This window comes from Streptomyces sp. NPDC107522 (genome assembly GCF_055657525.1).
Genome location: NZ_JBVKAU010000005.1, coordinates 66,458 through 88,368 on the forward strand (window position 1 = coordinate 66,458; position 21,911 = coordinate 88,368).

At 70.8% G+C, this 21,911-nt stretch carries 16 protein-coding genes; 11 read left to right on the top strand and 5 right to left on the bottom strand.

What is annotated here, in order from left to right; all coding sequences use genetic code 11:
• Positions 1-21 precede the first annotated feature (21 nt).
• The 6 genes from ACZ7L6_RS17445 to ACZ7L6_RS17470 all read left to right on the top strand — a co-directional run bounded on the left by ACZ7L6_RS17445 (position 22) and on the right by ACZ7L6_RS17470 (position 6,315).
• On the top strand, positions 22-2,745 hold the full coding sequence (locus ACZ7L6_RS17445; protein ID WP_471925657.1) for a ComEC/Rec2 family competence protein: 2,724 nt from the start codon (positions 22-24) through the stop codon (positions 2,743-2,745).
• A 4-nt stretch (positions 2,746-2,749) separates the two neighbouring features.
• On the top strand, positions 2,750-3,589 hold the full coding sequence (locus ACZ7L6_RS17450; RefSeq protein WP_471924690.1) for an arylamine N-acetyltransferase family protein: 840 nt from the start codon (positions 2,750-2,752) through the stop codon (positions 3,587-3,589).
• Between the two features lie 85 nt (positions 3,590-3,674).
• Positions 3,675-3,920, top strand: coding sequence for a hypothetical protein (locus tag ACZ7L6_RS17455; protein WP_471924692.1), 246 nt, complete (start codon positions 3,675-3,677; stop codon positions 3,918-3,920).
• Between the two features lie 455 nt (positions 3,921-4,375).
• A complete protein-coding gene (holA, locus tag ACZ7L6_RS17460; protein WP_471924694.1) occupies positions 4,376-5,365 on the top strand; it encodes a DNA polymerase III subunit delta in 990 nt (329 codons plus the stop codon).
• Positions 5,366-5,486: 121 nt separating this feature from the next.
• Positions 5,487-5,882, top strand: coding sequence for a nuclear transport factor 2 family protein (locus ACZ7L6_RS17465; protein ID WP_471924696.1), 396 nt, complete (start codon positions 5,487-5,489; stop codon positions 5,880-5,882).
• A 37-nt stretch (positions 5,883-5,919) separates the two neighbouring features.
• On the top strand, positions 5,920-6,315 hold the full coding sequence (locus ACZ7L6_RS17470; RefSeq protein WP_471924698.1) for a nuclear transport factor 2 family protein: 396 nt from the start codon (positions 5,920-5,922) through the stop codon (positions 6,313-6,315).
• Positions 6,316-6,504: 189 nt separating this feature from the next.
• Here ACZ7L6_RS17470 and rpsT read toward each other — a convergent pair whose 3' ends face one another.
• Positions 6,505-6,771, bottom strand: coding sequence for a 30S ribosomal protein S20 (gene rpsT / locus ACZ7L6_RS17475; RefSeq protein WP_367323126.1), 267 nt, complete (start codon positions 6,769-6,771; stop codon positions 6,505-6,507).
• Positions 6,772-6,992: 221 nt separating this feature from the next.
• Between rpsT and lepA the strand changes: the two genes are divergently transcribed.
• Complete coding sequence (gene lepA / locus ACZ7L6_RS17480; protein WP_471924700.1) at positions 6,993-8,861, top strand: translation elongation factor 4; 1,869 nt, start codon at positions 6,993-6,995, stop codon at positions 8,859-8,861.
• A 270-nt stretch (positions 8,862-9,131) separates the two neighbouring features.
• Positions 9,132-11,006 (top strand): AMP-dependent synthetase/ligase, encoded by a 1,875-nt coding sequence (locus ACZ7L6_RS17485; RefSeq protein ID WP_471924702.1) that lies wholly within the window; start codon positions 9,132-9,134, stop codon positions 11,004-11,006.
• 87 nt (positions 11,007-11,093) lie between these two features.
• Here the strand turns inward: ACZ7L6_RS17485 and ACZ7L6_RS17490 are convergent, their stop codons facing one another.
• Positions 11,094-11,654 (bottom strand): response regulator, encoded by a 561-nt coding sequence (locus ACZ7L6_RS17490; RefSeq protein WP_471924704.1) that lies wholly within the window; start codon positions 11,652-11,654, stop codon positions 11,094-11,096.
• 12 nt (positions 11,655-11,666) lie between these two features.
• A complete protein-coding gene (locus tag ACZ7L6_RS17495; RefSeq protein WP_471924706.1) occupies positions 11,667-15,779 on the bottom strand; it encodes a HAMP domain-containing protein in 4,113 nt (1,370 codons plus the stop codon).
• Between the two features lie 102 nt (positions 15,780-15,881).
• Here ACZ7L6_RS17495 and ACZ7L6_RS17500 point away from each other — a divergent pair, with 102 nt between their 5' ends.
• The 3 genes from ACZ7L6_RS17500 (at position 15,882) to ACZ7L6_RS17510 (ending at position 20,267) form a co-directional block, all read left to right on the top strand.
• Positions 15,882-17,888: a SpoIIE family protein phosphatase gene (locus tag ACZ7L6_RS17500; RefSeq protein WP_471924708.1), complete on the top strand. Its 2,007-nt coding sequence runs from the start codon at positions 15,882-15,884 to the stop codon at positions 17,886-17,888.
• Between the two features lie 596 nt (positions 17,889-18,484).
• Positions 18,485-19,717, top strand: coding sequence for a radical SAM family heme chaperone HemW (gene hemW / locus ACZ7L6_RS17505; RefSeq protein ID WP_471924710.1), 1,233 nt, complete (start codon positions 18,485-18,487; stop codon positions 19,715-19,717).
• A gap of 67 nt (positions 19,718-19,784) precedes the next feature.
• Positions 19,785-20,267 (top strand): Uma2 family endonuclease, encoded by a 483-nt coding sequence (locus ACZ7L6_RS17510; protein WP_471924712.1) that lies wholly within the window; start codon positions 19,785-19,787, stop codon positions 20,265-20,267.
• On the opposite strand, the gene ACZ7L6_RS17515 is transcribed toward ACZ7L6_RS17510, so the two are convergent.
• A complete protein-coding gene (locus ACZ7L6_RS17515; RefSeq protein WP_471924714.1) occupies positions 20,251-21,060 on the bottom strand; it encodes a DUF3097 domain-containing protein in 810 nt (269 codons plus the stop codon). The two genes, ACZ7L6_RS17510 and ACZ7L6_RS17515, sit on opposite strands and share 17 nt — an antisense overlap.
• A gap of 42 nt (positions 21,061-21,102) precedes the next feature.
• Positions 21,103-21,846: an MBL fold metallo-hydrolase gene (locus ACZ7L6_RS17520; protein ID WP_471924716.1), complete on the bottom strand. Its 744-nt coding sequence runs from the start codon at positions 21,844-21,846 to the stop codon at positions 21,103-21,105.
• Positions 21,847-21,911: the final 65 nt, after the last annotated feature.

Sequence of the window (21,911 nt, forward strand, 5' to 3'; positions counted from 1 at the left end):
GCCTGGGCAACGGCGGCGCTGATGCTGGACGCCGCGCCGGTGTGGGCGGCCGGCACGGCGGTCGCGTGTCTGGCTGCGGCAGGCGTGCTGCTGATGGTGCGGCGAGGCGGGGCGCGCGAGGGTGATCCGGGCGGGTCCGGACGGGAGGCCGTGCCTGGATTGGCTTCCGTACCTGGACTGGCTTCCGTACCTGGACGGGAGGCCGTGCCTGGACGGGAAGCCGTGCTTGGACGGGAGGCCGTGCCTGGACGGGAAGCCGTGCCTGGACCGGACCCCGTGCTTGGACGGGAAGCCGTGCCTGGACCGGACCCCGTGCTTGGACGAGGCTCCGCGCTTGGACCGGATCCTGTGCCGGGACGGAGCCCTGTGCCGGGCCGACTCGTCCGCCCGAATGGGGAGGACCCGGCGCCTCCGCCGCTCACGCGACCGCACAGGCAGGGCAAACCGCCCGCTCGCCTCACCTGGCCGCGCACCGCGGTCGCCGCCGTGCTGCTCTGTGTCGCGGCCGCCGCCGTCTCCGCCGGGCTTCACGGGGCCGATCTGCGACGCGGGCCGGTGCCGGGGTTGGCGCGGCAGTACGCCACCGTGACCGCCGAGGTCGAGGTCACCTCCGATCCCCGGCTCACCCGGGCCCGGGTCAGAGGGGATCACATGGCACCGACGTCCGTGCTGTTCAACGCGGACGTGAGACGGGTCGAGGAGGCGAACGGCACGGCGGTGGTCACGCGGGCGCCGGTGCTGGTGATCGTCGACGGGGAACGGGAGTCCTCGGGAGCCGTCAGCGGTGCGTCGCGGCCTACCGGCAGCCGGCGTTCGCCCTGGATGGAACTCCTGCCCTCCACACGGCTGCGTGTGACCGCGCGTCTCGCGCCCGCCTTGGCCGACGGTGACCGGATCGCCGCCGTACTGCGGGTGCGGGACCGGGCGGTGCCGGAGGCCGTGGGGGAGCCGTCGGCGGCGCAGCGGCTGGCGGGGCGGTTGCGAGCCGGGCTGCGGGAGGCGACCGATGGGCTGCCGGAGGACGCGCGGGCGCTGCTGCCGGGGCTGGTCGTGGGCGACACCTCACGGCTCACCCCGGAGCTGGACGAGGCGTTCAAGGAGACCGACCTCGCGCACACGCTCGCCGTCTCCGGCAGCAACCTCACGATCATCCTCGCCCTGCTCATCGGCCCACCCGGCATGGCCCAGCTGGTCGAGCGCCGGGGCATCGCGCCCCGCCTCGGCATCTCCCTGCGCACGACCGCGCTGCTCGGCGGAGGGCTCACCCTCGCGTTCGTCATCGTGTGCCGGCCGGACCCGAGCGTGCTGCGCGCGGCGGCCTGCGGAGCCGTCGCGCTGCTGGCCCTGGCGACCGGGCGTCGGAGATCACTGATCCCGGCCCTGGCGACGGCCGTCCTGCTGCTGGTGCTGTACGACCCGTGGCTGGCCCGAAGTTACGGCTTCCTGCTCTCGGTCCTCGCCACGGGGGCCCTGCTCACGCTCGCGCCCCGCTGGAGCGCGGCGCTGCGGCGGCGCCGGGTGCCGCCGCGGTTGGCCGAGGCGTTGGCGGCCGCGGCTGCCGCGCAGGCGCTGTGCGCGCCGGTCGTGGCGGTGCTGTCGGCTCGGGTGAGCCTGGTGGCGGTGCCGTGCAATCTGCTCGCGGAGTTCGCGATCGCGCCGGCCACGGTGCTGGGCTTCGCGGCGCTGGCGACGGCACCGTTCGCGATGCCGGTGGCCAAGGTCCTGGCCTGGTGCGCGGGTTGGCCGGCCGGATGGATCGCGGACGTCGCCCGGACGGGCGCCGCACTGCCCGGGGCAGGGGTGGACTGGCCCGGCAGCTGGACCGGGGCGGCGCTGCTCGCCCTCGCCACGGTGGTCGTCCTGCTCGCCGGCCGGCGGCTGATGCGGCACCCGTGGTGGTGCGGTGTCTGCGGGCTGCTGCTCGTGCTGGTGGTGGTGCAGCCGCCGCCGCTGACCAGGGTCGTCACGGGGTGGCCGCCGCCGGGGTGGCGGTTCGCGATGTGTGACGTGGGACAGGGTGACGCGACGGTGCTCGCGGCGGGCGAGGGGACGGGAGTGGTCGTCGACGCCGGCCCCGATCCGACGCTGGTCGACCGGTGTCTGCGCACGCTCGGCATCACGAGGATCCCGCTCGTCGTGCTGACCCACTTCCACGCCGACCATGTGGCGGGCCTGCCCGGCGTGCTGCGCGGGCGTGAGGTGGGCGCGATCGAGACGACGGGGCACGAAGAGCCCAGGGACCAGGCGGAGTTCGTCCGCCGGGAGGCGGTTGCCCGGCGCGTCCCCGTGACACGGGCCGCCGCCGGGGAGGAGCGGCGCACCGGGACGCTGAGCTGGCAGGTGCTGTGGCCGCCGCCCCACCCGGCGCTGGCCCCGGACGGCCCGAACGACGCGAGTGTCACCCTGCTGGTCCGGTCGGCCGGGCTGCGGCTCCTGCTGCTCGGGGATCTCGAACCTCCCGCGCAGCGGGCGCTGTTGAGATCTCCGGCCGGGGCGCTGGTGGGCGGCGTGGACGTGCTGAAGGTCGCCCATCACGGCTCGGCGTACCAGGACCCGGAGCTGATACGCCGGACGGCACCGCGACTGGCACTGATCAGTTGCGGTGCGGACAACCCGTACGGCCACCCGGCTCCCAGCACCGTCGCGGCGCTGCGGGCGCAGGGCGCGGTGGTGCTGCGGACGGACGAGGACGGGGCGCTGGCGGTCGCGGGCACGGGCGCGGAGCTGCGGGTGGCGGGAGACTGAGGTCATGGATTCCGTTGAGGTTGATGCCTATCTCCGTCGCCTGGGGGTCGAGCACCCGGCCTGGCCCACCGTGGACGTGCTGCGCGAGCTCCATCTGCGCCATCTGCAGACCGTGCCCTTCGAGAACCTGTCGATCCACCTGGGCGAGGAGATCGTCCTGGAGGAGAAGCGACTGCTGGACAAGGTGGTGGGGGCCGGGCGCGGTGGGTTCTGCTACGAACTGAACGGGGCGTTCGGGGCGTTGCTCACCGCGCTGGGCTTCGACGTGACGCTGCTCGCGGCGCGAGTCCACGGGGCTGAGGAGCGGCTCGGGATTCCCTACGACCACATGGCGCTGAAGGTGCGGACGGTGGACGGGGGTGCGTGGCTGGCGGACGTCGGGTTCGGGGCGCACAGTCACTATCCGCTGGCGTTCGAGGCGCGGGGCGAGCAGGTGGATCCGGCGGGCGTGTTCCGGATCGTCGAGGCCGGGCCGGACGCGGCCGGAGTGCGGGGCGGGCACGACGTGGCGGAGGCGGCAGACCTGGAGGTCGTCATGGACGGCAGACCGGAGTACCGGCTGGAGCGGCGGCCACGGGTGCTCGGCGACTTCGTGGCCGGGGCGTGGTGGCACAGCACCTCGCCGGGCTCGCACTTCACGCAGTCGCTGGTGTGCTCGCGGGTGACGGAGGAAGGAGGGCGGATCACGCTCAGCGGCCGCACGTTCAAGACGACGGCGGCCGACGGGACGCGTGAGGAGCGGGAGTTGGGCACGGACGAGGAGGTGCTGGGAGTGTACCGGGAGCGGTTCGGGATCGAGCTGGACCGGGTGCCGATGGTGCGTGGCGCCGACCGGCGGGGGTGAGCGGACGGGGGTGGGCGAACGGGGGTGGTGTGGCGCGGTTCATGGCCGGCGGCTGCCTTGAGCAGGCATATCGGAAAATGGCTCCGTGAGTGACGTGAGACATGTCCTTGTGCTGCCCGACCGCGATGCGGCGGAGGAGGTGGCCGAGGCCCTGGGGGAGCGGTTCGGGATCCATGAGGAGCCGCGGCTGGTGCGGGATGCGCTGGCCGGGGAGGACGATGCCGAGGATGCGCAGTGGCTGGTGGTGCTGCGCGACGAGGAGGGGCGGCTGGATCCTGGGGAGCTGGATGACTTCGTGGGGGAGTGGGACGGCTGGCGGGAGGAGCCGTAGCCTGCCCGGTGCCCGGTGCCCGGTGCCCGGTGCCCGGTGCCCGGTGCCCGGTGCCCGGTGCCCGGTGCCCGGTGCCCGGTGCCCGGTGCCCGGCGTGGGGGCTGGGCGGGGGTGGGTGCGCAGCCCGGCGCTGCGGGGTGCCGCCTGCGCCCACCCGTGCCGCCCTAGCGGCACGACTGCCCGCAGGCTGCCGGGATACGGGCACGACTGCCCCTGGGCTGCGCCGATCCGACTGCCCGGAGGCTGTGCGGTTTGAAGGCATCGGCAGGCTGTCCGGCTTGACGGCATGGGCAGGCCGTGCGGCTTGATGGCATCGGCAACATCGCGCTGCTCCATGGCATCGGCAACATCGCGCTGCTCCATGGCATCGGCAACATCGCGCTGCTCCATGGCATCGGCAGTGCGCAGTGCTACACGGCGATCCGTTGTCAGTCCGCCATGCCATGCTTGTCGCGATGGCCAGGAAGACTGCGAATGACGACCTTCTCGCTCCCGTGACCCTCGCCGTGGGGCAGGAGGAGCTGCTGCTCGATCGTGCCGCGCGGGAGGTGGTGGTCGCTGCCAGGGCCGCCGATGCCGACACGGACGTGCGGGAGCTGACGCCGGAGCAGTTGCAGCCGGGCACGCTGGCAGAGTTGACCAGCCCGTCGCTGTTCGCGGAGCGCAAGGTCGTGGTCGTGCGCAATGCGCAGGATCTGTCGGCCGACACGATCAAGGACGTGACGGCGTATCTGGGGGCGCCGGCCGAGGAGATCACCCTGGTGCTGCTGCACGCCGGTGGGGCCAAGGGCAAGAAGCTCCTCGACGCCGCGCGCAAGGCGGGGGCGCGGGAGGTGGCGTGCCCGAAGATGACCAAGCCGGCGGACCGGCTGGCGTTCGTGCGGAGCGAGTTCCGGGCGACCGGGCGGTCCGCGACGCCCGAGGCCTGCCAGGCGCTGGTGGACGCCATCGGGAGCGATCTGCGGGAGCTGGCGTCCGCGGTGAGCCAGCTGGTCGCCGATGTCGAGGGGACCATCGACGAGGCCGTCGTGGGGCGGTACTACACCGGCCGCGCCGAGGCGTCGAGCTTCACCGTCGCCGACCGGGCGGTCGAGGGGCGGACCGCGGAGGCGCTGGAGGCGCTGCGCTGGTCGCTGTCGACCGGCGTGGCGCCCGTGATGATCACGAGCGCGCTGGCGCAGGGCGTGCGGGCCATCGGGAAGCTGTCGTCGGCCCGCGGCGGGCGTCCCGCCGACCTGGCCCGTGAGCTGGGCATGCCGCCCTGGAAGATCGACCGCGTACGGCAGCAGATGCGGGGCTGGACCCCCGACGGGGTGGCCGCCGCGTTGCAGGCGGTCGCCGAGGCCGACGCCGGAGTGAAGGGCGGCGGGGACGATCCGGAGTACGCCCTGGAGAAGGCGGTCGTGACGATCGCGCGGGCGGCGCGGTCCAGGGGGCGCGGTTGACCGGCGCCGCGGGCGCGCGTCGGCTGTTGATCCACTGGCCGTCGTAGAGACTGCGAGGACAATCAGACGTAAAGCCTGAATCGCCGGACATGACCGACTTGACGGAAAGGTGGCGATCGGGATGGCTGAACACCCGCACGCACAGCTCGTCCGCAAGGGCTACGAGGCCTTCTCGCGCGGTGACATGGACACCCTGCGCACCCTGCTGACGGGAGACGTCACGCACCACTTCCCCGGCGATCACCCGCTGTCGGGCGACTGCAAGGGCCAGGACGCGTGTATCGAGATGTACCAACGGCTTTTCGAGGAGACGAGCGGGACGTTCGCCGTCGAGCTGCGTCACCTCTTCGCCGACGGCCGTGGCCATGTGATGTCGGTGCACCGTGCCACGGCCGAGCGTCAGGGCAAGCGCCTGAACATGGACGGAGGCATCGTCTTCCGGATCGTCGGGGACAAGGTCAGCGACCTCGACGAATGCGTCGGCGACATCGACAGGCTCAACGACTTCTGGTCGTGAACTCAACCATCGAAGCGATGGAGAGGTGACGGTTGCCATGGCTGAACACCCGCACGCACAGCTCGTCCGCAAGGGCTTCGAAGCCTTCACCCGCGGTGACATGGACGCCCTGCGAGGGCTGATGACGTCGGACTGTACGCACCATGTGCCGGGCAGCCACCCGCTGTCGGGCGACTTCAAGGGCCAGGACTCGATCATCGACATGTACCGCCGGCTCTTCGAGGAGACGGGCGGGAACATGCAGGTCCAGCTGCGCGGGATCGCCGTCGACGGGCGCGGGCACGCGGTCGGCATGGCCCGCTTCTCGGCGCAGCGCCAGGGCAAGAGCATCGACGACGAGGGAGCGCTCGTCTTCCGGATCGTCGGGGACAGGATCAGCGACATCGACGAATGCGTCGAGGACATCGAGAAGAGCAACGAATTCTGGTCGTGACGGACGATCACTCGCGCACGCCGAAGGCCCCGCCCGCCGCTCTGGGGAAGAGCGGAAGGCGGGGCCTTCGGTTGAAGCCGTTGAGCTCGTTCCCGCGTGGCGAACGCAGGCCGCGAACGAGCTCGGAGTGCCGGACGGGAGCGGATGAGAGAGGGCCCGCTCGATTCCCTCCGGCGATCAAATCAAGTGTCAGCCCTTGAGGGACGCGACCTTCGAAGCAAGCGCCGACTTCTTGTTGGCAGCCTGGTTCTTGTGGATGACGCCCTTCGAGACGGCCTTGTCGAGCGCACGCGACGCGGCGCGCTGGAGCTCGGTGGCCTTCTCGACGTCACCCGCGGCAGCGGCCTCACGGGCCTTGCGGATCGCGGTCTTCAGGGAGGACTTGACGGCCTTGTTGCGCAGCCGCGCCTTCTCGTTGGTCTTGATCCGCTTGATCTGGGACTTGATGTTCGCCACGAATGAGCCTTTTCAGGTTCTGGTACGAGGCCGCACGGGACTCGCACCGGTGATTTTCTTGGGGTGTGCCTCGCGCTGAGAGGGCATGAGACACAGCCACCCAGGCTACCAGTGGCCCGGACAATGGCCCAAACCAGCTCCAGGTCGCCGCCCGTGGGACCATGGAACCTACGTATCGATCCGACCCGAGGCATAAGGCGCCTCAAGAGACAGGACCCTGCGTGCCCGCGACCCCTAACAATGTGCCCGAGCCGAGCCGTACCGACCCGGCTCTGATCCGCAATTTCTGCATCATCGCGCACATCGACCACGGCAAGTCCACGCTCGCCGACCGGATGCTCCAGCTGACCGGTGTGGTCGAGCAGCGGCAGATGCGTGCTCAGTACCTCGACCGGATGGACATCGAGCGCGAGCGCGGCATCACGATCAAGTCCCAGGCGGTGCGGCTGCCGTGGGCCCCGACCCACGACAAGAGCAACACGCACATCCTCAACATGATCGACACCCCGGGGCACGTCGACTTCACGTACGAGGTCTCGCGGTCGCTCGCCGCCTGCGAGGGGACCATCCTCCTCGTCGACGCCGCCCAGGGCATCGAGGCCCAGACCCTCGCCAACCTCTACCTGGCGATGGAGAACGACCTCACGATCATCCCCGTACTGAACAAGATCGACCTGCCGGCCGCGCAGCCCGAGAAGTTCGCCGAGGAGCTCGCCAACCTGGTCGGCTGCGACCCCGACGACGTCCTCAGGGTCTCCGCGAAGACCGGTGTCGGCGTCGACGCGCTGCTCGACAGGGTGGTCAAGGAGGTCCCCGCGCCGGTCGGCGTCAAGGACGCCCCCGCCCGCGCGATGATCTTCGACTCGGTCTACGACTCCTACCGGGGCGTGGTCACCTACGTCCGTGTCATCGACGGCCAGCTCAACAAGCGCGAGCGCATCAAGATGATGTCGACGGGCGCCACCCACGAGCTGCTGGAGATCGGTACGAACTCGCCCGAGATGCTCTCCGCGGACGGCCTCGGCGTCGGTGAGGTGGGTTACCTCATCACCGGCGTGAAGGACGTCCGCCAGTCCAAGGTCGGTGACACCGTCACCAGCCAGCAGAAGGGGGCGACGGAGGCCCTCGGCGGGTACAAGGACCCGAAGCCGATGGTCTTCTCCGGCCTGTATCCGCTGGACGGCTCCGACTACCCCGAGCTGCGCGAGGCCCTGGACAAGCTCCAGCTCAACGACGCCGCGCTCGTCTACGAGCCGGAGACCTCCGCCGCCCTCGGCTTCGGCTTCCGCGTCGGCTTCCTCGGCCTGCTCCACCTCGACGTGATCCGGGAGCGACTGGAGCGCGAGTTCGGCCTCGACCTGATCGCGACCGCGCCCAACGTGGTCTACCGGGTCGTGATGGAGGACGGCAGCGAGCACACCGTCACCAACCCGAGCGAGTTCCCCGAGGGCAAGATCAACGAGGTGTACGAGCCCGTCGTACGCGCCACGATCCTCGCGCCGACCGAGTTCATCGGCTCGATCATGGAGCTGTGCCAGACCCGGCGCGGCACCCTCCTCGGCATGGACTACCTGTCCGAGGACCGGGTCGAGATCCGCTACACGCTGCCGCTCGCCGAGATCGTCTTCGACTTCTTCGACCAGCTGAAGTCCAAGACCCGCGGCTACGCCTCGCTGGACTACGAGCCCACCGGCGAGCAGACCTCCAGCCTGGTCAAGGTCGACATCCTGCTGCACGGTGACAAGGTGGACGCCTTCTCGGCGATCACCCACAAGGACCAGGCGTACGCGTACGGCGTACGGCTCGTCGCCAAGCTCAAGGAGCTGATCCCGCGGCAGGCGTTCGAGGTGCCCGTGCAGGCCGCCATCGGCTCCCGGGTGATCGCCCGCGAGACCATCCGCGCCATCCGCAAGGACGTCCTCGCCAAGTGCTACGGCGGCGACATCTCCCGTAAGCGCAAGCTGCTGGAGAAGCAGAAGGAAGGCAAGAAGCGGATGAAGATGGTGGGTTCCGTGGAGGTTCCGCAGGAGGCCTTCATCGCCGTACTGAGCAGCGATGACAGCGCGGGGTCGGGCAAGGGCAAGAAGTAACCACCGGTAACAGAGCGTTGCCTGGCAATTCGCCGCAACAGGGGTCCGTCGTGCGAAAGTGCGGCGGGCCCCTACGCGTGCGTAACGTCGCTGTCTGTAGGAAGTGACAGGCCGCGGACCCTTACGCGGCGGCCTGTCGACCTTTACTCTGTCCCTGCTCGATAGTTACTCGCGAGTTAAACAACAGCTCGCATGTGAAAACCGCCGTAATGAGCCGGATGCAATGCCGGCTGTTGAGCCAGCCGCACTGTCGCGGGCCCGGAGGATGTCGTGAGCGACACACAGACACTGATCGAGAACCGTCCGCCGAGCGTGGCGACTCTCTTCCTGGAGCGCGTGGCAGCCACGCCGGATGCCGAGGCATACCGCTACCCAGTGCCGCCGGCGTCGGGTGAGGGCCCGGACGACTGGAAGTCGCTGAGCTGGGCGCAGGCCGCCGAGCGGGTCTACGCGATCGCGGCCGGGCTCATCGAGCTGGGCGTCCAGCCCGAGCAGCGGGTGGCCCTCGCCTCCTCGACCCGGCTCGAGTGGATCCTCGCCGACCTGGGCATCATGTGCGCCGGTGCGGCGACCACCACGGTCTATCCGCAGACCAACGCCGACGAGTCGGCGTTCATCCTCGCCGACTCCGAGAGCCGGGTCCTCATCGCCGAGGACGCGGCCCAGCTGGCCAAGGCGCGGGAGAAGCGCGCCGAGCTGCCGTACCTCACGCATGTCGTCGTCATCGACCCGGCCGGTGTCGAGACCGCCGACTGGATCCTCACCCTCGACGAGCTGGAGCAGCGCGGCGCGGCCCGGCTGGAGAAGGACGCCGACCTGGTCAAGGAGCGGGTCGGCGCGATCACCAGGGACCAGCTGGCCACCCTGATCTACACCTCCGGCACCACCGGCCGCCCCAAGGGCGTGCGCCTGCCGCACGACAACTGGGCGTACATGGCGAAGGCGATCGCCGCGACCGGGCTGGTCAGCAGCGAGGACGTGCAGTACCTCTGGCTGCCGCTCGCGCACGTCTTCGGCAAGGTGCTCACCTCCGGGCAGATCGAGGTCGGGCACGTCACCGCCGTCGACGGCCGCGTCGACAAGATCATCGAGAATCTGCCGGTCGTGCAGCCGACGTACATGGCCGCCGTGCCGCGCATCTTCGAGAAGGTCTACAACGGGGTCGCCGCCAAGGCCCGCGCGGGCGGCGGCGCCAAGTACAAGATCTTCCAGTGGGCCGCCGAGGTCGCCCGCGAGTACGCCAAGGTCTCCCAGGACAACTTCCGCCGCACCGGCACCCACTCCGTGCCGTTCGGGCTGGGCGCCAAGCACAAGGTCGCCGACACGCTGGTGTACGCCAAGATCCGCGAGGCCTTCGGCGGCAACCTGCGCGCCTGTGTCTCCGGGTCGGCCGCCCTCTCCCCGGAGATCGGCTACTTCTTCGCCGGCGCCGGCATCCACATCCTCGAGGGCTACGGCCTCACCGAGTCCTCGGCCGCGTCGTTCGTCAACCCCGGCGAGGCCTACCGCACCGGCACGGTCGGCAAGCCGCTGCCCGGCACGGAGGTGCGCATCGCGGACGACGGCGAGATCCTGCTGCGCGGCCCCGGCATCATGGAGGGCTACCACGGGCTGCCGGACAAGACCGCGGAGGTGCTGGAGGCCGACGGCTGGTTCCACACCGGTGACATCGGCGAGCTGTCCCCCGACGGCTACCTGCGCATCACCGACCGCAAGAAGGACCTCATCAAGACGTCGGGCGGCAAGTACATCGCGCCGGCCGAGGTCGAGGGGCAGTTCAAGGCGGTGTGCCCGTACGTGTCCAACATCCTGGTGCACGGCGCCGACCGGAACTTCTGCACGGCGCTGATCGCACTGGACGAGGTCGCGATTCTGGGATGGGCCGAGGAGAACGGGCTCGGCGGCAAGTCGTACGCGGAGGTCGTCGCCGCCCCGGCCACCGTCGAGATGGTCGACGGGTACGTCAAGAAGCTCAACGAGGGGCTTCAGAAGTGGCAGACCATCAAGAAGTTCCGGTTGCTGCCGCGGGATCTCGATGTGGAGCACGGGGAGATCACGCCGAGCCTGAAGCTGAAGCGGCCGGTTGTGGAGCGGGAGTACAAGGAGCTGATCGAGGAGATGTACGCGGGTACGCGCGAAGCGTAGGGGGTGGCGGGGGACTGCGTGGCGGCTGACGGTCCGTTGGGGCTGGTCGCGCAGTTCCCCGCGCCCCTGAGGTCGGGACGCGCATCCCTAGCTGATGAGGCGGCGTATCTCGTGGACCTGGGCGCGTAGGGCCGTCACGTTCGGAGGGGCGTCGCCGGACAGCTGTTCCTCCAGGGCCGCCAGCTGGGTGCTCAGCTCCTTGCTGTGGATGTGCTCGCGGCTCAGCAGGTGCTCCAGCTGCCTGGTCTTGCGGTACAGGTCCAGGAACACCGTCACCTTCGCGCGCAGGACCCACGGATCGAACGGCTTGGTCAGGTAGTCCGCGGCGCCCGTCGCGTAGCCGCGGAAGGCGTAGCCCGGCTCGTCGTCCGCGCCCGTGAGGAAGATGATCGGGACGTCCTTGGTCTGGTCGAGCCGTTTGATGTTCGTGGCCGTTTCGAAGCCGTCCATGCCCGGCATGCGGACGTCGAGCAGGACCAGGGCGAAGCGTTGCCGCAGCAGCGCCTTCATCGCCTCCTCGCCCGAACGCGCGCGCACGAGTGGCTCGTTGAGGGACCCCAGGACGGCCTCCAGCGCGATCAGGTTGTCCTCCATGTCGTCGACCAGGAGGATTCCGGCGCGCTCGTCGGTCGTTGCCTCAACACTCATGATGACTGTGCCTCATTCAGTCTGTGTCTTCTTCGGTTCCGCCGATTCCGGTGCTCCCTCGGGGTCCAGGAGGTCGCAGACGACGGTCAGCAGCTGATCCACGTCCACCGGCTTCGGTACGTAGTCGTTGGCGCCCCGCGCGATGGACTTCTCCCGGTCTCCGGGCATGGCCTTCGCGGTCAGCGCGACGATGGGCAGGTCCGCCCAGCGCGGGGTGCGGCGGATGGCGGAGATCGTCTCGTAGCCGTCCATCTCCGGCATCATGATGTCCATCAGGACGAGTTCGACGTCCGGGTTCCGCTCCAGTGTCTCGATGCCCTCGCGGCCGTTCTCCGCGTACAGGACCGGCATGCCGACCCGGCCCAGGACATGGGTGAGCGCGAAGACGTTGCGGATGTCGTCGTCCACGATCAGCACCCGCCGGCCCGGAAGCACCCGGCCCGCCCGGCCCGTCTGCCACGCCTCCAGCTTGGTCGGTGTCGGCCAGGTCTCGTCCGCGTCGTGGGCGGCCGGGTAGGGCTCGGCCGACAGCTGCTCCGGGACCGGGAGGGGGCGATCCTCGGGGACCGGGCCGGTCGCCGAGTGGCCGGGACTCACGACCGGGACGTACAGCGTGAACGTGGAGCCCTTGCCGGGCTCGCTCTCGGCGACGATACGGCCGCCCAGCAGGCCCGCGATCTCCCGGCTGATGGACAGGCCGAGGCCCGTGCCGCCGTACTTGCGGTTGGTGGTGCCGTCGGCCTGCTGGAACGCCTCGAAGATCACCGGGAGTTTCTCCGCCGCGATGCCGATGCCGGTGTCGGACACCGCGAACGCGATCACGTCGTCGCTCTCGCGGACGTAGCGGCGCTCGGGGTCCTTCATCCGGTTCACCCGCAGCTCCACCCGGCCGCTCGCGGTGAACTTGATCGCGTTCGAGAGCAGGTTGCGCAGGATCTGCTGCAGGCGCTGCTCGTCGGAGTACATCTCGCGCGGTACGTCCTCGCCGACCGCCACCTCGAAGGCGAGCCCCCGGTCCAGGGTGAGCGGGCGGAAGGTGGCGTGGACGTAGTCCAGCAGCTTGATGAGCGGCAGCTTCTTCGGGCGTACGTCCATCCGGCCGGCCTCGATCTTCGACAGGTCCAGGATGTCGTTGATCAGTTGCAGGAGGTCCGAGCCCGACCTGTGGATCGTCGTCGCGAACTGGACCTCCTGGTCGGAGAGATGGCCGTCCGGGTTGTCCGACAACAGCCTCGCCAGGATCAGCAGCGAGTTCAGAGGCGTCCGCAGCTCGTGCGACATGTTCGCCAGGAACTCCGACTTGTACTGCGAGGACGTCGCGAGCAGCGCCGCCTTCTCCTCCAGTTCCGCGTTGGAGCGCTGCAGCTCCGCCTGCTGCATCTGGAGTTCGTCCGAGCGTTCCTGGAGCTGCATCGCGAGGCGCTGGGACTCGCCGAGCAGGGACTCCGTACGGGAGTTGGCGATGATCGTGTTGATGGCGACGGCGATGGTGTTCACGAACTGGTCGAAGAACGCCAGGTGCACGTCGGAGAAGCGGGAGAAGGACGCCAGCTCGATCACGCCGAGGAGCTTGTCCTCGAAGAGGATCGGGATGATGACGACGCTCGTCGGGGCCGCCTCGCCGAGCCCACTGTTGATCTTGATGTAGTCCGGCGGGGCCTCCTCGACGAGGATCCGCTTCTTCTCGCGGGCCGCCTGCCGGACCAGGCCGTGCACCGGGAGACCGCCCGTCTCGATGGTCGTGCCCTGCGCGGAGCCGTACCCGGCGATGAACGCCAGCCCCTTCGCCGGAACGGTGGTGCGCAGCGCCGCGCTCTCCTCGTCCGGCTCGGCCAGGAAGAACGCCCCGTACTGGGCGTTCACCAGCGGCGTCAGCTCGCGCAGCAACAGGTCGGCGACCTCCATCAGGTCGCGGTGGCCCTGCATCAGTGCGGCCAGGCGGGCCAGGTTGGACTCCAGCCAGTCCTTCGCGCGGGTCGTCTCGCGCAGGTTGGCCACCATCAGGTTGATGTTGTCCTTCAGCTCGGCGACCTCGCCTTGCGTCTCCACGGTGATCGAGCGGGACATGTCGCCCTGGGCCACGGCGGAGGCGACTTCGGCGATCGCGCGGACCTGGGTGGTCAGGTTCGACGCGAGTTCGTTCACGTTCGTCGTCAGGCGCTTCCAGGTGCCGTACACGCCCTCCACCCGGGCCTGGCCGCCCAGTCGGCCCTCGGAGCCGACCTCGCGGGCCACGCGCGTGACCTCGGAGGAGAAGGAGGAGAGGGTGTCGACCATCGTGTTGATGGCGGTCTTCAGTTCCAGGATCTCGCCGCGGGCGTCCACGTCGATCTTCTTGGAGAGGTCGCCGTTGGCGACGGCGGTGGTGACCTGGGCGATGTTGCGGACCTGGGAAGTGAGGTTGTCCGCCATGTAGTTGACGTTGTCGGTGAGGTCGCGCCACACCCCGGAGACGCCCAGCACCTTGGCCCGGCCGCCCAGCCGGCCGTCGGTGCCGACCTCGCGGGCCACCCGGGTGACCTCGTCGGCGAAGGCGCGCAGCTGGTCCACCATCGTGTTGACGGTGTCCTTCAGCTCCAGGATCTCGCCGCGGGCGTCGACAGTGATCTTCTTGGAGAGGTCGCCGTTGGCGACGGCGGTGGTGACCTGGGCGATGTTGCGGACCTGGGAGGTCAGGTTCAGCGCCATGAAGTTGACGTTGTCGGTGAGGTCCTTCCATACGCCGGACACGCCGCGCACCTGGGCCTGACCGCCCAGGTTGCCCTCGGTGCCGACCTCGCGGGCGACCCTCGTCACCTCGTCGGCGAAGGCGGAGAGCTGGTCCACCATCGTGTTGATGGTCGACTTCAGCTCCAGGATCTCGCCCTTCGCCTCGACCGTGATCTTCTTGCCGAGGTCGCCCTGCGCCACGGCGGTGGAGACGAGGGCGATGTTGCGGACCTGGGACGTCAGGTTGTCGGCCATGAAGTTGACGTTGTCGGTGAGGTCTTTCCATACGCCGCTGACGCCGCGCACCTGGGCCCGGCCGCCGAGGTTGCCTTCGGTGCCGACCTCGCGGGCGACCCTCGTCACCTCGTCGGCGAAGGCGGAGAGCTGGTCGACCATGGTGTTGATGGTCGACTTGAGTTCGAGGATCTCGCCCTGGGCGTCGACGGTGATCTTCTGGCTCAGGTCGCCGTTGGCGACGGCGGTGGTGACCTGGGCGATGTTGCGGACCTGGGAGGTCAGGTTCGACGCCATGAAGTTGACGTTGTCGGTGAGGTCTTTCCATACGCCGCTGACGCCCCGCACCTGGGCCCGCCCGCCCAGCTGGCCTTCCGTGCCCACCTCACGGGCGACGCGGGTCACCTCGTCGGCGAAGGCGGAGAGCTGGTCGACCATCGTGTTGACGGTCAGTTTGAGTTCGAGGAGCTCGCCGGTCGCCTCGACGGTGACCGTACGGGTCAGGTCGCCGCGGGCCACCGCCGTCGTCACCAGGGCGATGTCACGCACCTGGGCCGTCAGCCGGGCCGCCATCGTGTTGACCGCCTCGGTCACGTCCCGCCAACTGCCCGACAGGCCCTGCACCTTGGCCCGGCCGCCGAGCCGGCCCTCGGTGCCGACCTCGCGGGCGACGCGGGTGACCTCGCCGGTGAACAGGGAGAGCTGGTCGACCATCTTGTTCACGGCCCGGCCGAGGCGGCGCAGGTCGCCGCGTAACTGACGGCTGCCGTCGTGCAGATCGACCCGCTGGGTGAGGTCGCCGCCGGCCACCGCGTCCAGCACGCGCGTGGCGTTCGCCGCCGGGGCCACCAGGGCGTCGAGCACTTGGTTGACGTCGTTGACCCGGGTCGTCCAGTCACCCGGCCCCGGGCTCGCCGAGAGCCGCTCGTCGAGCCTGCCGTGCCGCACCAACTCCCGCTTGACCCGCTGCACTTCCCGGTTGAAGTGCGTGCTCCGGTCCATGATCTGGTTGAAGGCCGCCGTCAGCTCGGCCACCACTCCCTCACCGGTCTCCGGGAGCCTGCGGAAATCGCCGTCGCGGGCAGCGGTCATCGCGGCAAGCAGGGGGCGTAGCTCGGATGCTCGAATTTGACCGTCTTTCTGTCCGTCTTCGAGCACACGCGTAGCACGGTTCTCACTCATGGCGGCCCACTTCGGTAACTCGGTGCTTATGGGCGTGGCCAGTCTGTCACTCTGTCGGCGTCGACCGAGGCGTATTCGTCCGAACCGTTCGGGGAGCTGTCCATGGGGGCCATTCCGGTGCAACGGGAGACCGTTACCCGTGCCTCTGATGTGCCTGCGTCGGGGGGCGTGCGCGCGGAGACCCGCACCACCCTGCCCGGCAGCGCCCTCTCCCCGGGCTCCGCCCGCACCCTCGTACGCAACGCCCTCACCGAATGGGCCGCCTCCGGGCTCCCCGGCACCGAACTGCTCAGCGACCGTCTCGTCGACGACGCCGTCGTGGCCGTCAGCGAGCTCGTCACCAACGCCGTCGTACACGCCGGCACCGATGTCGAGCTCACCTGCCGGCTGGAGGAGGACACCGGCGCCCTCCTCGTCGAGGTGCTGGACCACCACCCCTCGCGCGCCCCGCGCGACGGCGAGGTCGACGCGCCGTACGAGACACCGGAGTACGGCCGCGGCCTGCGGCTGGTGTCCCGGCTCGCCGAGTCCTGGGGCGTCACCTACCGCACCGGCGCCAAGACCGTGTGGGCGCGGCTGCCCGCCGAGGATCCCGTGACGGTCAGGGACGACATCGAGGCGTACGCCGAGGAGCGTGCGCTGGAGCGCGGGCTGCGCGTCGCCGAGATCCTCGCGCCGGAGCCGCCGCCGCTCCCGACGGCTTCCGCGCGGTCGGTTCCGCTCGATCATGCGGAACCCTGTGAGCCGTCCCCTCGCCACGGGCACGAGCGGGACTGGCTCAACCGGGGCGCCCTCTCCTTCCTCGCCGAGGCCTCTGACCTGCTCGCCGGGCAGCTCGACGAGAACCTGGTCGCCGCGCTGGCCGGCCAGCTGATCGTGCCGCGGCTGGCGGACTGGTGCGCGGTGTGGCTGGAGGACGAGGTCGCCGGGCGCTGGGGATACCACCTGTCCGGCGAGCCCGGGGGCTGGGGAGAGCGGCCGCTGGACGGCGCCGCGGGCGCCGGGCCCCGGCTCGCCCGCGTCTGGCACGGCTCCGAGAACCTCATCGAGGAACTCCGCCGCGCCCTGGAGAAGGAGCCGCCGCATCCGCCCGACCACCACCGCACCGGCCCCGTCCCGTATCCCTGGCCCGGCGAGGCGCTCGGCGAGCGCGGAATCCGCGGCACGGCGCTCGCGTACCGCCTGATCGCGGGCGGCCGTCCGCTGGGCACGCTGGTCATCGGCCGGGCCGGCCTCGACCGCTTCCCCGACGAGGTCACCGGGCTCGTCGAGGACCTCAGCCGCCGGGTGGCCCTCGCCATCGGCGCGGCCCGCCAGTACGCCCGGCAGGTCACCATCAGCCGGGTCCTGCAACGCGGACTGCTGCCCGGCGCCGTCGCGAAGATCCCCGGGGTGGCCAGCGCCCTGGTGTACGAGCCGTGCGACAAGGGCGGCCCGAGCGGCGACTTCTACGACCTCTTCCCGGCCGGCGACGGCCGCTGGTGCTTCGCCATCGGCGACGTCCAGGGCAAGGGCCCCGAGGCGGCCGTGGTGATCGGCATCGCACGCCCCTGGCTGCGGCTCCTCGCCCGCGAGGGCTACCGCGTGGCCGACGTCCTCGACCGCCTCAACCAGCTCCTCCTGGACGACGCCACGGAGGCCGCCGACGCCGCCGCCCGCGCGCTGGTCGGCCCGGTCCCACCCGGCGACGGCCCGCAGACCCGCTTCCTGTCCCTGCTGTACGGCGAACTGACGCCCTTCGACGGCGGCATCCGCTGCACCCTCGCCTCCGCCGGGCACCCGCTGCCGCTGCTGCTGGGTGAGGGCGGCGAGGTCCACACCGCGGCGGAGCCCCAGACCCTGCTCGGCGTCTTCGAGGACGCGACGTACACGAGCGAGACCTTCGAGCTGCGCTCCGGCGACACCCTGCTGTGCGTGACCGACGGGGTGACCGAGCGGCGCAGCGGCTCCCGCCAGTTCGACGACGGCGACGGCCTCGCCGCCGCGCTCGCCGGGTGCGCCGGGCTGAACGCCGAGCTGATCGCGGAACGGATCCGCAGGCTGGTGCACGAGTTCGGCGGCCGCCCACCGGAGGACGATCTGGCGCTGCTGGTGCTGCAGGCGGAGTAGCGGGTCGGGGCAGGACGCGCGCGTGCCGCCGTTTGCGTGAGCGCGTGTGTGTGGCGGTTTCCGGGGAGCACGCGCGCGTGGCGGGGTTACGGGGAGTACCGGCGAGTGGCTGGTTCACGGGGGAGTAGGCGCGCGTGGCCCGGTCCGCGCGTGGCGGGCGGCCGCCGCGCACATGAGCCCCGTCGCCCTGAACTTCCGGGGAGTACGCGCGCGTGGCGGGGTTCACGGGGGAGTATCAGCGCGTGGCGGGGTTTCGGAGGCGCCGGCGCGTGGCTGGGTTCATGGGGAGCGCGCGTGGCCCGGCTCGCGCATGGCGGGCGGCCGCCGCGCACGTAAGCCCCGTCGCCCCCCAACTTCCGGGGAGCACGCGCGCGTGGCGTGATCTCCGCGGAGTACATGCGCGTGCCGGAATTGCGCGCCCGAGCCGGTCTGTGCGCCACCTGGGCCTGACATACGCATCCGAGCCGGTCTACGCGCCGTGTGAGCCTGACATACGCATCGAGCCAGACAGGCGCGCCCGAGCCGATCTACGTGCCGCCCGAGCCTGACATACGCGCCCGAGCCGCCGCACGCGCGCGTGCTGGACAATAGAACCCATGCCTTCCGCACTCCCCGACGGCGAGCCCGTCCCCGCCGACGGCGCGCTGCCCGCGCACACGCTCGCCGGGTCCGCCGACCGACCCCTCGGCTTCTACCTGCACGTCCCGTACTGCGCGACCCGCTGCGGCTACTGCGACTTCAACACCTACACGGCGACCGAGCTGCGCGGCACGGGCGGAGTGCTGGCGTCCCGCGACAACTACGCCGAGACGCTCATCGACGAGATCCGCCTGGCCCGCAAGGTCCTCGGCGACGACCCGCGCGAGGTCCGCACGGTCTTCGTGGGCGGCGGCACGCCCACGCTGCTGGCCGCCGACGATCTCGTACGGATGCTGGGGGCGATCCGCGACGAGTTCGGGCTGGCGCCGGAGGCGGAGATCACGACCGAGGCGAACCCGGAGTCGGTGGACCCGGCGTATCTGGCCACCCTCCGCCAGGGCGGCTTCAACCGGATCTCCTTCGGCATGCAGAGCGCGAAGCAGCATGTGCTGAAGGTCCTGGACCGCACCCACACTCCGGGCCGCCCGGAAGCGTGCGTGGCGGAGGCCCGTGCGGCGGGCTTCGAGCACGTGAACCTGGACCTGATCTACGGCACGCCGGGGGAGTCGGACGCCGACTGGAGGGCGTCGCTGGAGGCGGCGCTGGGCGCGGGGCCGGACCACATCAGCGCCTACGCCCTGATCGTCGAGGAGGGCACGCAGCTCGCCCGCCGTATCCGTCGCGGCGAGGTGCCGATGACCGACGACGACGTGCACGCGGACCGGTACCTGATCGCGGAGTCGATGCTGTCGGAGGCGGGCTTCGAGTGGTACGAGGTCTCGAACTGGGCGACCTCGGAGGCGGCCCGCTGCCTGCACAACGAGTTGTACTGGCGGGGCGCGGACTGGTGGGGCGCGGGGCCGGGAGCGCACTCGCACGTGGGCGGGGTGCGCTGGTGGAACGTCAAGCATCCGGGCGCGTATGCGGCGGCCCTCGCGGCGGGGCGGTCGCCGGGGGCCGGGCGGGAGCTGCTGTCGGAGGAGGACCGGCGCGTCGAGCGGATCCTGCTGGAGCTGCGGCTCCGGGAGGGGGTGCCGCTGGAGTTGCTGCGGGAGGCGGGGCTGGCGGCTTCTCGGCGGGCGCTGGGGGAGGGCCTGCTGCAGGAGGGGCCGTACGCGCAGGGGCGTGCGGTGCTGACGTTGCGGGGGCGGTTGCTGGCGGATGCGGTGGTACGGGACCTTGTGGACTGATCACCCGTCGGGGTGGAGGTTCCCCACACTGCACTCCATGCGCGTGTTCTGTTCCTAGGGTGCCGCCATGAACGACCGCCAGGTGATCGACTTCTTCGGGACGCTCGACGTCCCCGAGGGTCTCAGGGCCGAGTTGCTGCGAGGCGACATCGTGATGACCAGGTCCCCGGACAGCGTGCACAACCGCACGCTTGCGGACGTCGCGGACGGTGTTCCATGGCCTCGTTGGCAGCGGTTGCAGTGCCAGTACGTCGAGATCCATCAGGAGACGAGCGAGCCCGTCCCCGACCTGGTGGTGCTCGAACGGGGCGCCGGACCGGAGTCCGGTCGGCTCCTGCCGGTCGAAGCGGTCACCATGCTGGCCGAGGTCGTCTCCAGTACCAGCACCCACCGTGACCACGTGGTCAAGCGGTCGATCTACGCGGCCGCAGGTGTACCGGTGTATCTCATCGTTGATCCGATCAGGGCGGAGTGCCTCAGACACTGCTTCTTTCTGTGCTGGACCTCGCCATCCCCACCAGCGCCTTTCCTGTCTATCCCGGCGCCGTGACGAAGTCGATCAGCTCCTCCACCCGCCCCAACAACTCCGGCTCCAGATCCTTGTAAGACCCCACCCGCCCCAGAATCGCCTGCCACACCGCCCCGGTGTTCTCGGACGGCCACCCCAGCGCCCGGCACACCCCCGTCTTCCAGTCCTCCCCGCGCGGCACCTTCGGCCACCCCGCGATCCCCAGGGACGACGGCTTCACCGCCTCCCAGATGTCGATGTACGGGTGACCCACCACCAGGGCGTGCTCGCTGGTCACCGACTCTGCGATGCGCCACTCCTTCGTACCCGGCACCAGGTGGTCGACCAGCACTCCCAGCCGCGCATCCGGACCCGGCGCGAAATCGGCCACGATCGACGGCAGGTCGTCGACACCCTCCAGGTACTCCACCACCACGCCCTCGATGCGCAGGTCGTCGCCCCACACCTTCTCGACCAGCTCGGCGTCGTGCCGGCCCTCCACGTAGATACGGCCGGCGCGGGCGACACGCGCGCGTGCGCCGGGGACGGCGACCGAACCGGATGCCGTACGGGTGGGGCGTACCGGAGCCGCGCCCGACGGCCGTACGAGGGTCACCACCTTGCCCTCCAGCAGGAACCCCCGCGGCTCCAGCGGGAACACCCGGTGCTTGCCGAAGCGGTCCTCCAGGGTGACCGTGCCCGCCTCGCAGCGGATCACCGCGCCGCAGAAACCGGTGCCGGGCTCCTCCACCACCAGGCCCGGCTCCGCCGGGACCTCGGGGACGGGCTTGGGCTTCTTCCAGGGCGGGGTCAGGTCGGCGGAGTACTGGCGCATTCGAGTGACGATAGGAGAAGCCCGGCCGCCATGGAGCACAGATCAGCGCGACACGCCGAAGCGGGCGGCGAGGGCGTCACGCTGGCGTCGTACGAACTCCGCGTCCACCACCGCTCCGTGACCGGGCACGTACAGCGCGTCCTCGCCGCCGAGGTCCAGGAGGCGGTCCAGGGCCGCCGGCCAGTGGGACGGGACGGCGTCCGGGCCCGCCTGCGGTTCGCCGGACTCCTCCACCAGGTCGCCGCAGAAGACCACCTCCCGATCGCCCGGGGACGCGCCCGGCACGAGCACGACCAGGTCGTGGGCCGTGTGCGCCGGGCCCACGTTCGCCAGCAGGACCTGGCGGCCGCCGCCCAGGTCGAGGGTCCACTCGCCGCTCACCTGGTGGCGGGGGCGGGCCAGGGCGTCCACGGCCTCCTGAGCCGACGCCGGATCCAGGCCGTTGCGCACCGCGTCCTCGCGCAGTTCCTCGCGCGCGTGCCGCCCCTCGAACACCGTGTCCACGCCGACCGCGCCGAAGATCTCCGCCCCCGCGAACGCCGCGGCCCCGAGGACATGGTCGAAGTGGGGATGCGTCAGCGCGAGATGAGTCACACGGTGACCCGCGAGCCACTGCGCCTGCGTACGCAACCGCGCGCCCTCCGCGAGGCTCGACCCGGCGTCGACGACCAGCGCGGTGCCGTCCCCGACGACCAGCCCCACCGTGCAGTCCCAGACCGGAAGCCGGCACCGGCCGACCCCGGCCGCCAGCCGCTCCCACCCCAGCTCTTCCCAAGTCACCGTCATACCGCGACGCTAGCGGGGACACCACCGTCCGGCACGGCGGTGCCGGACCGGCCTTGCCCGGGGCG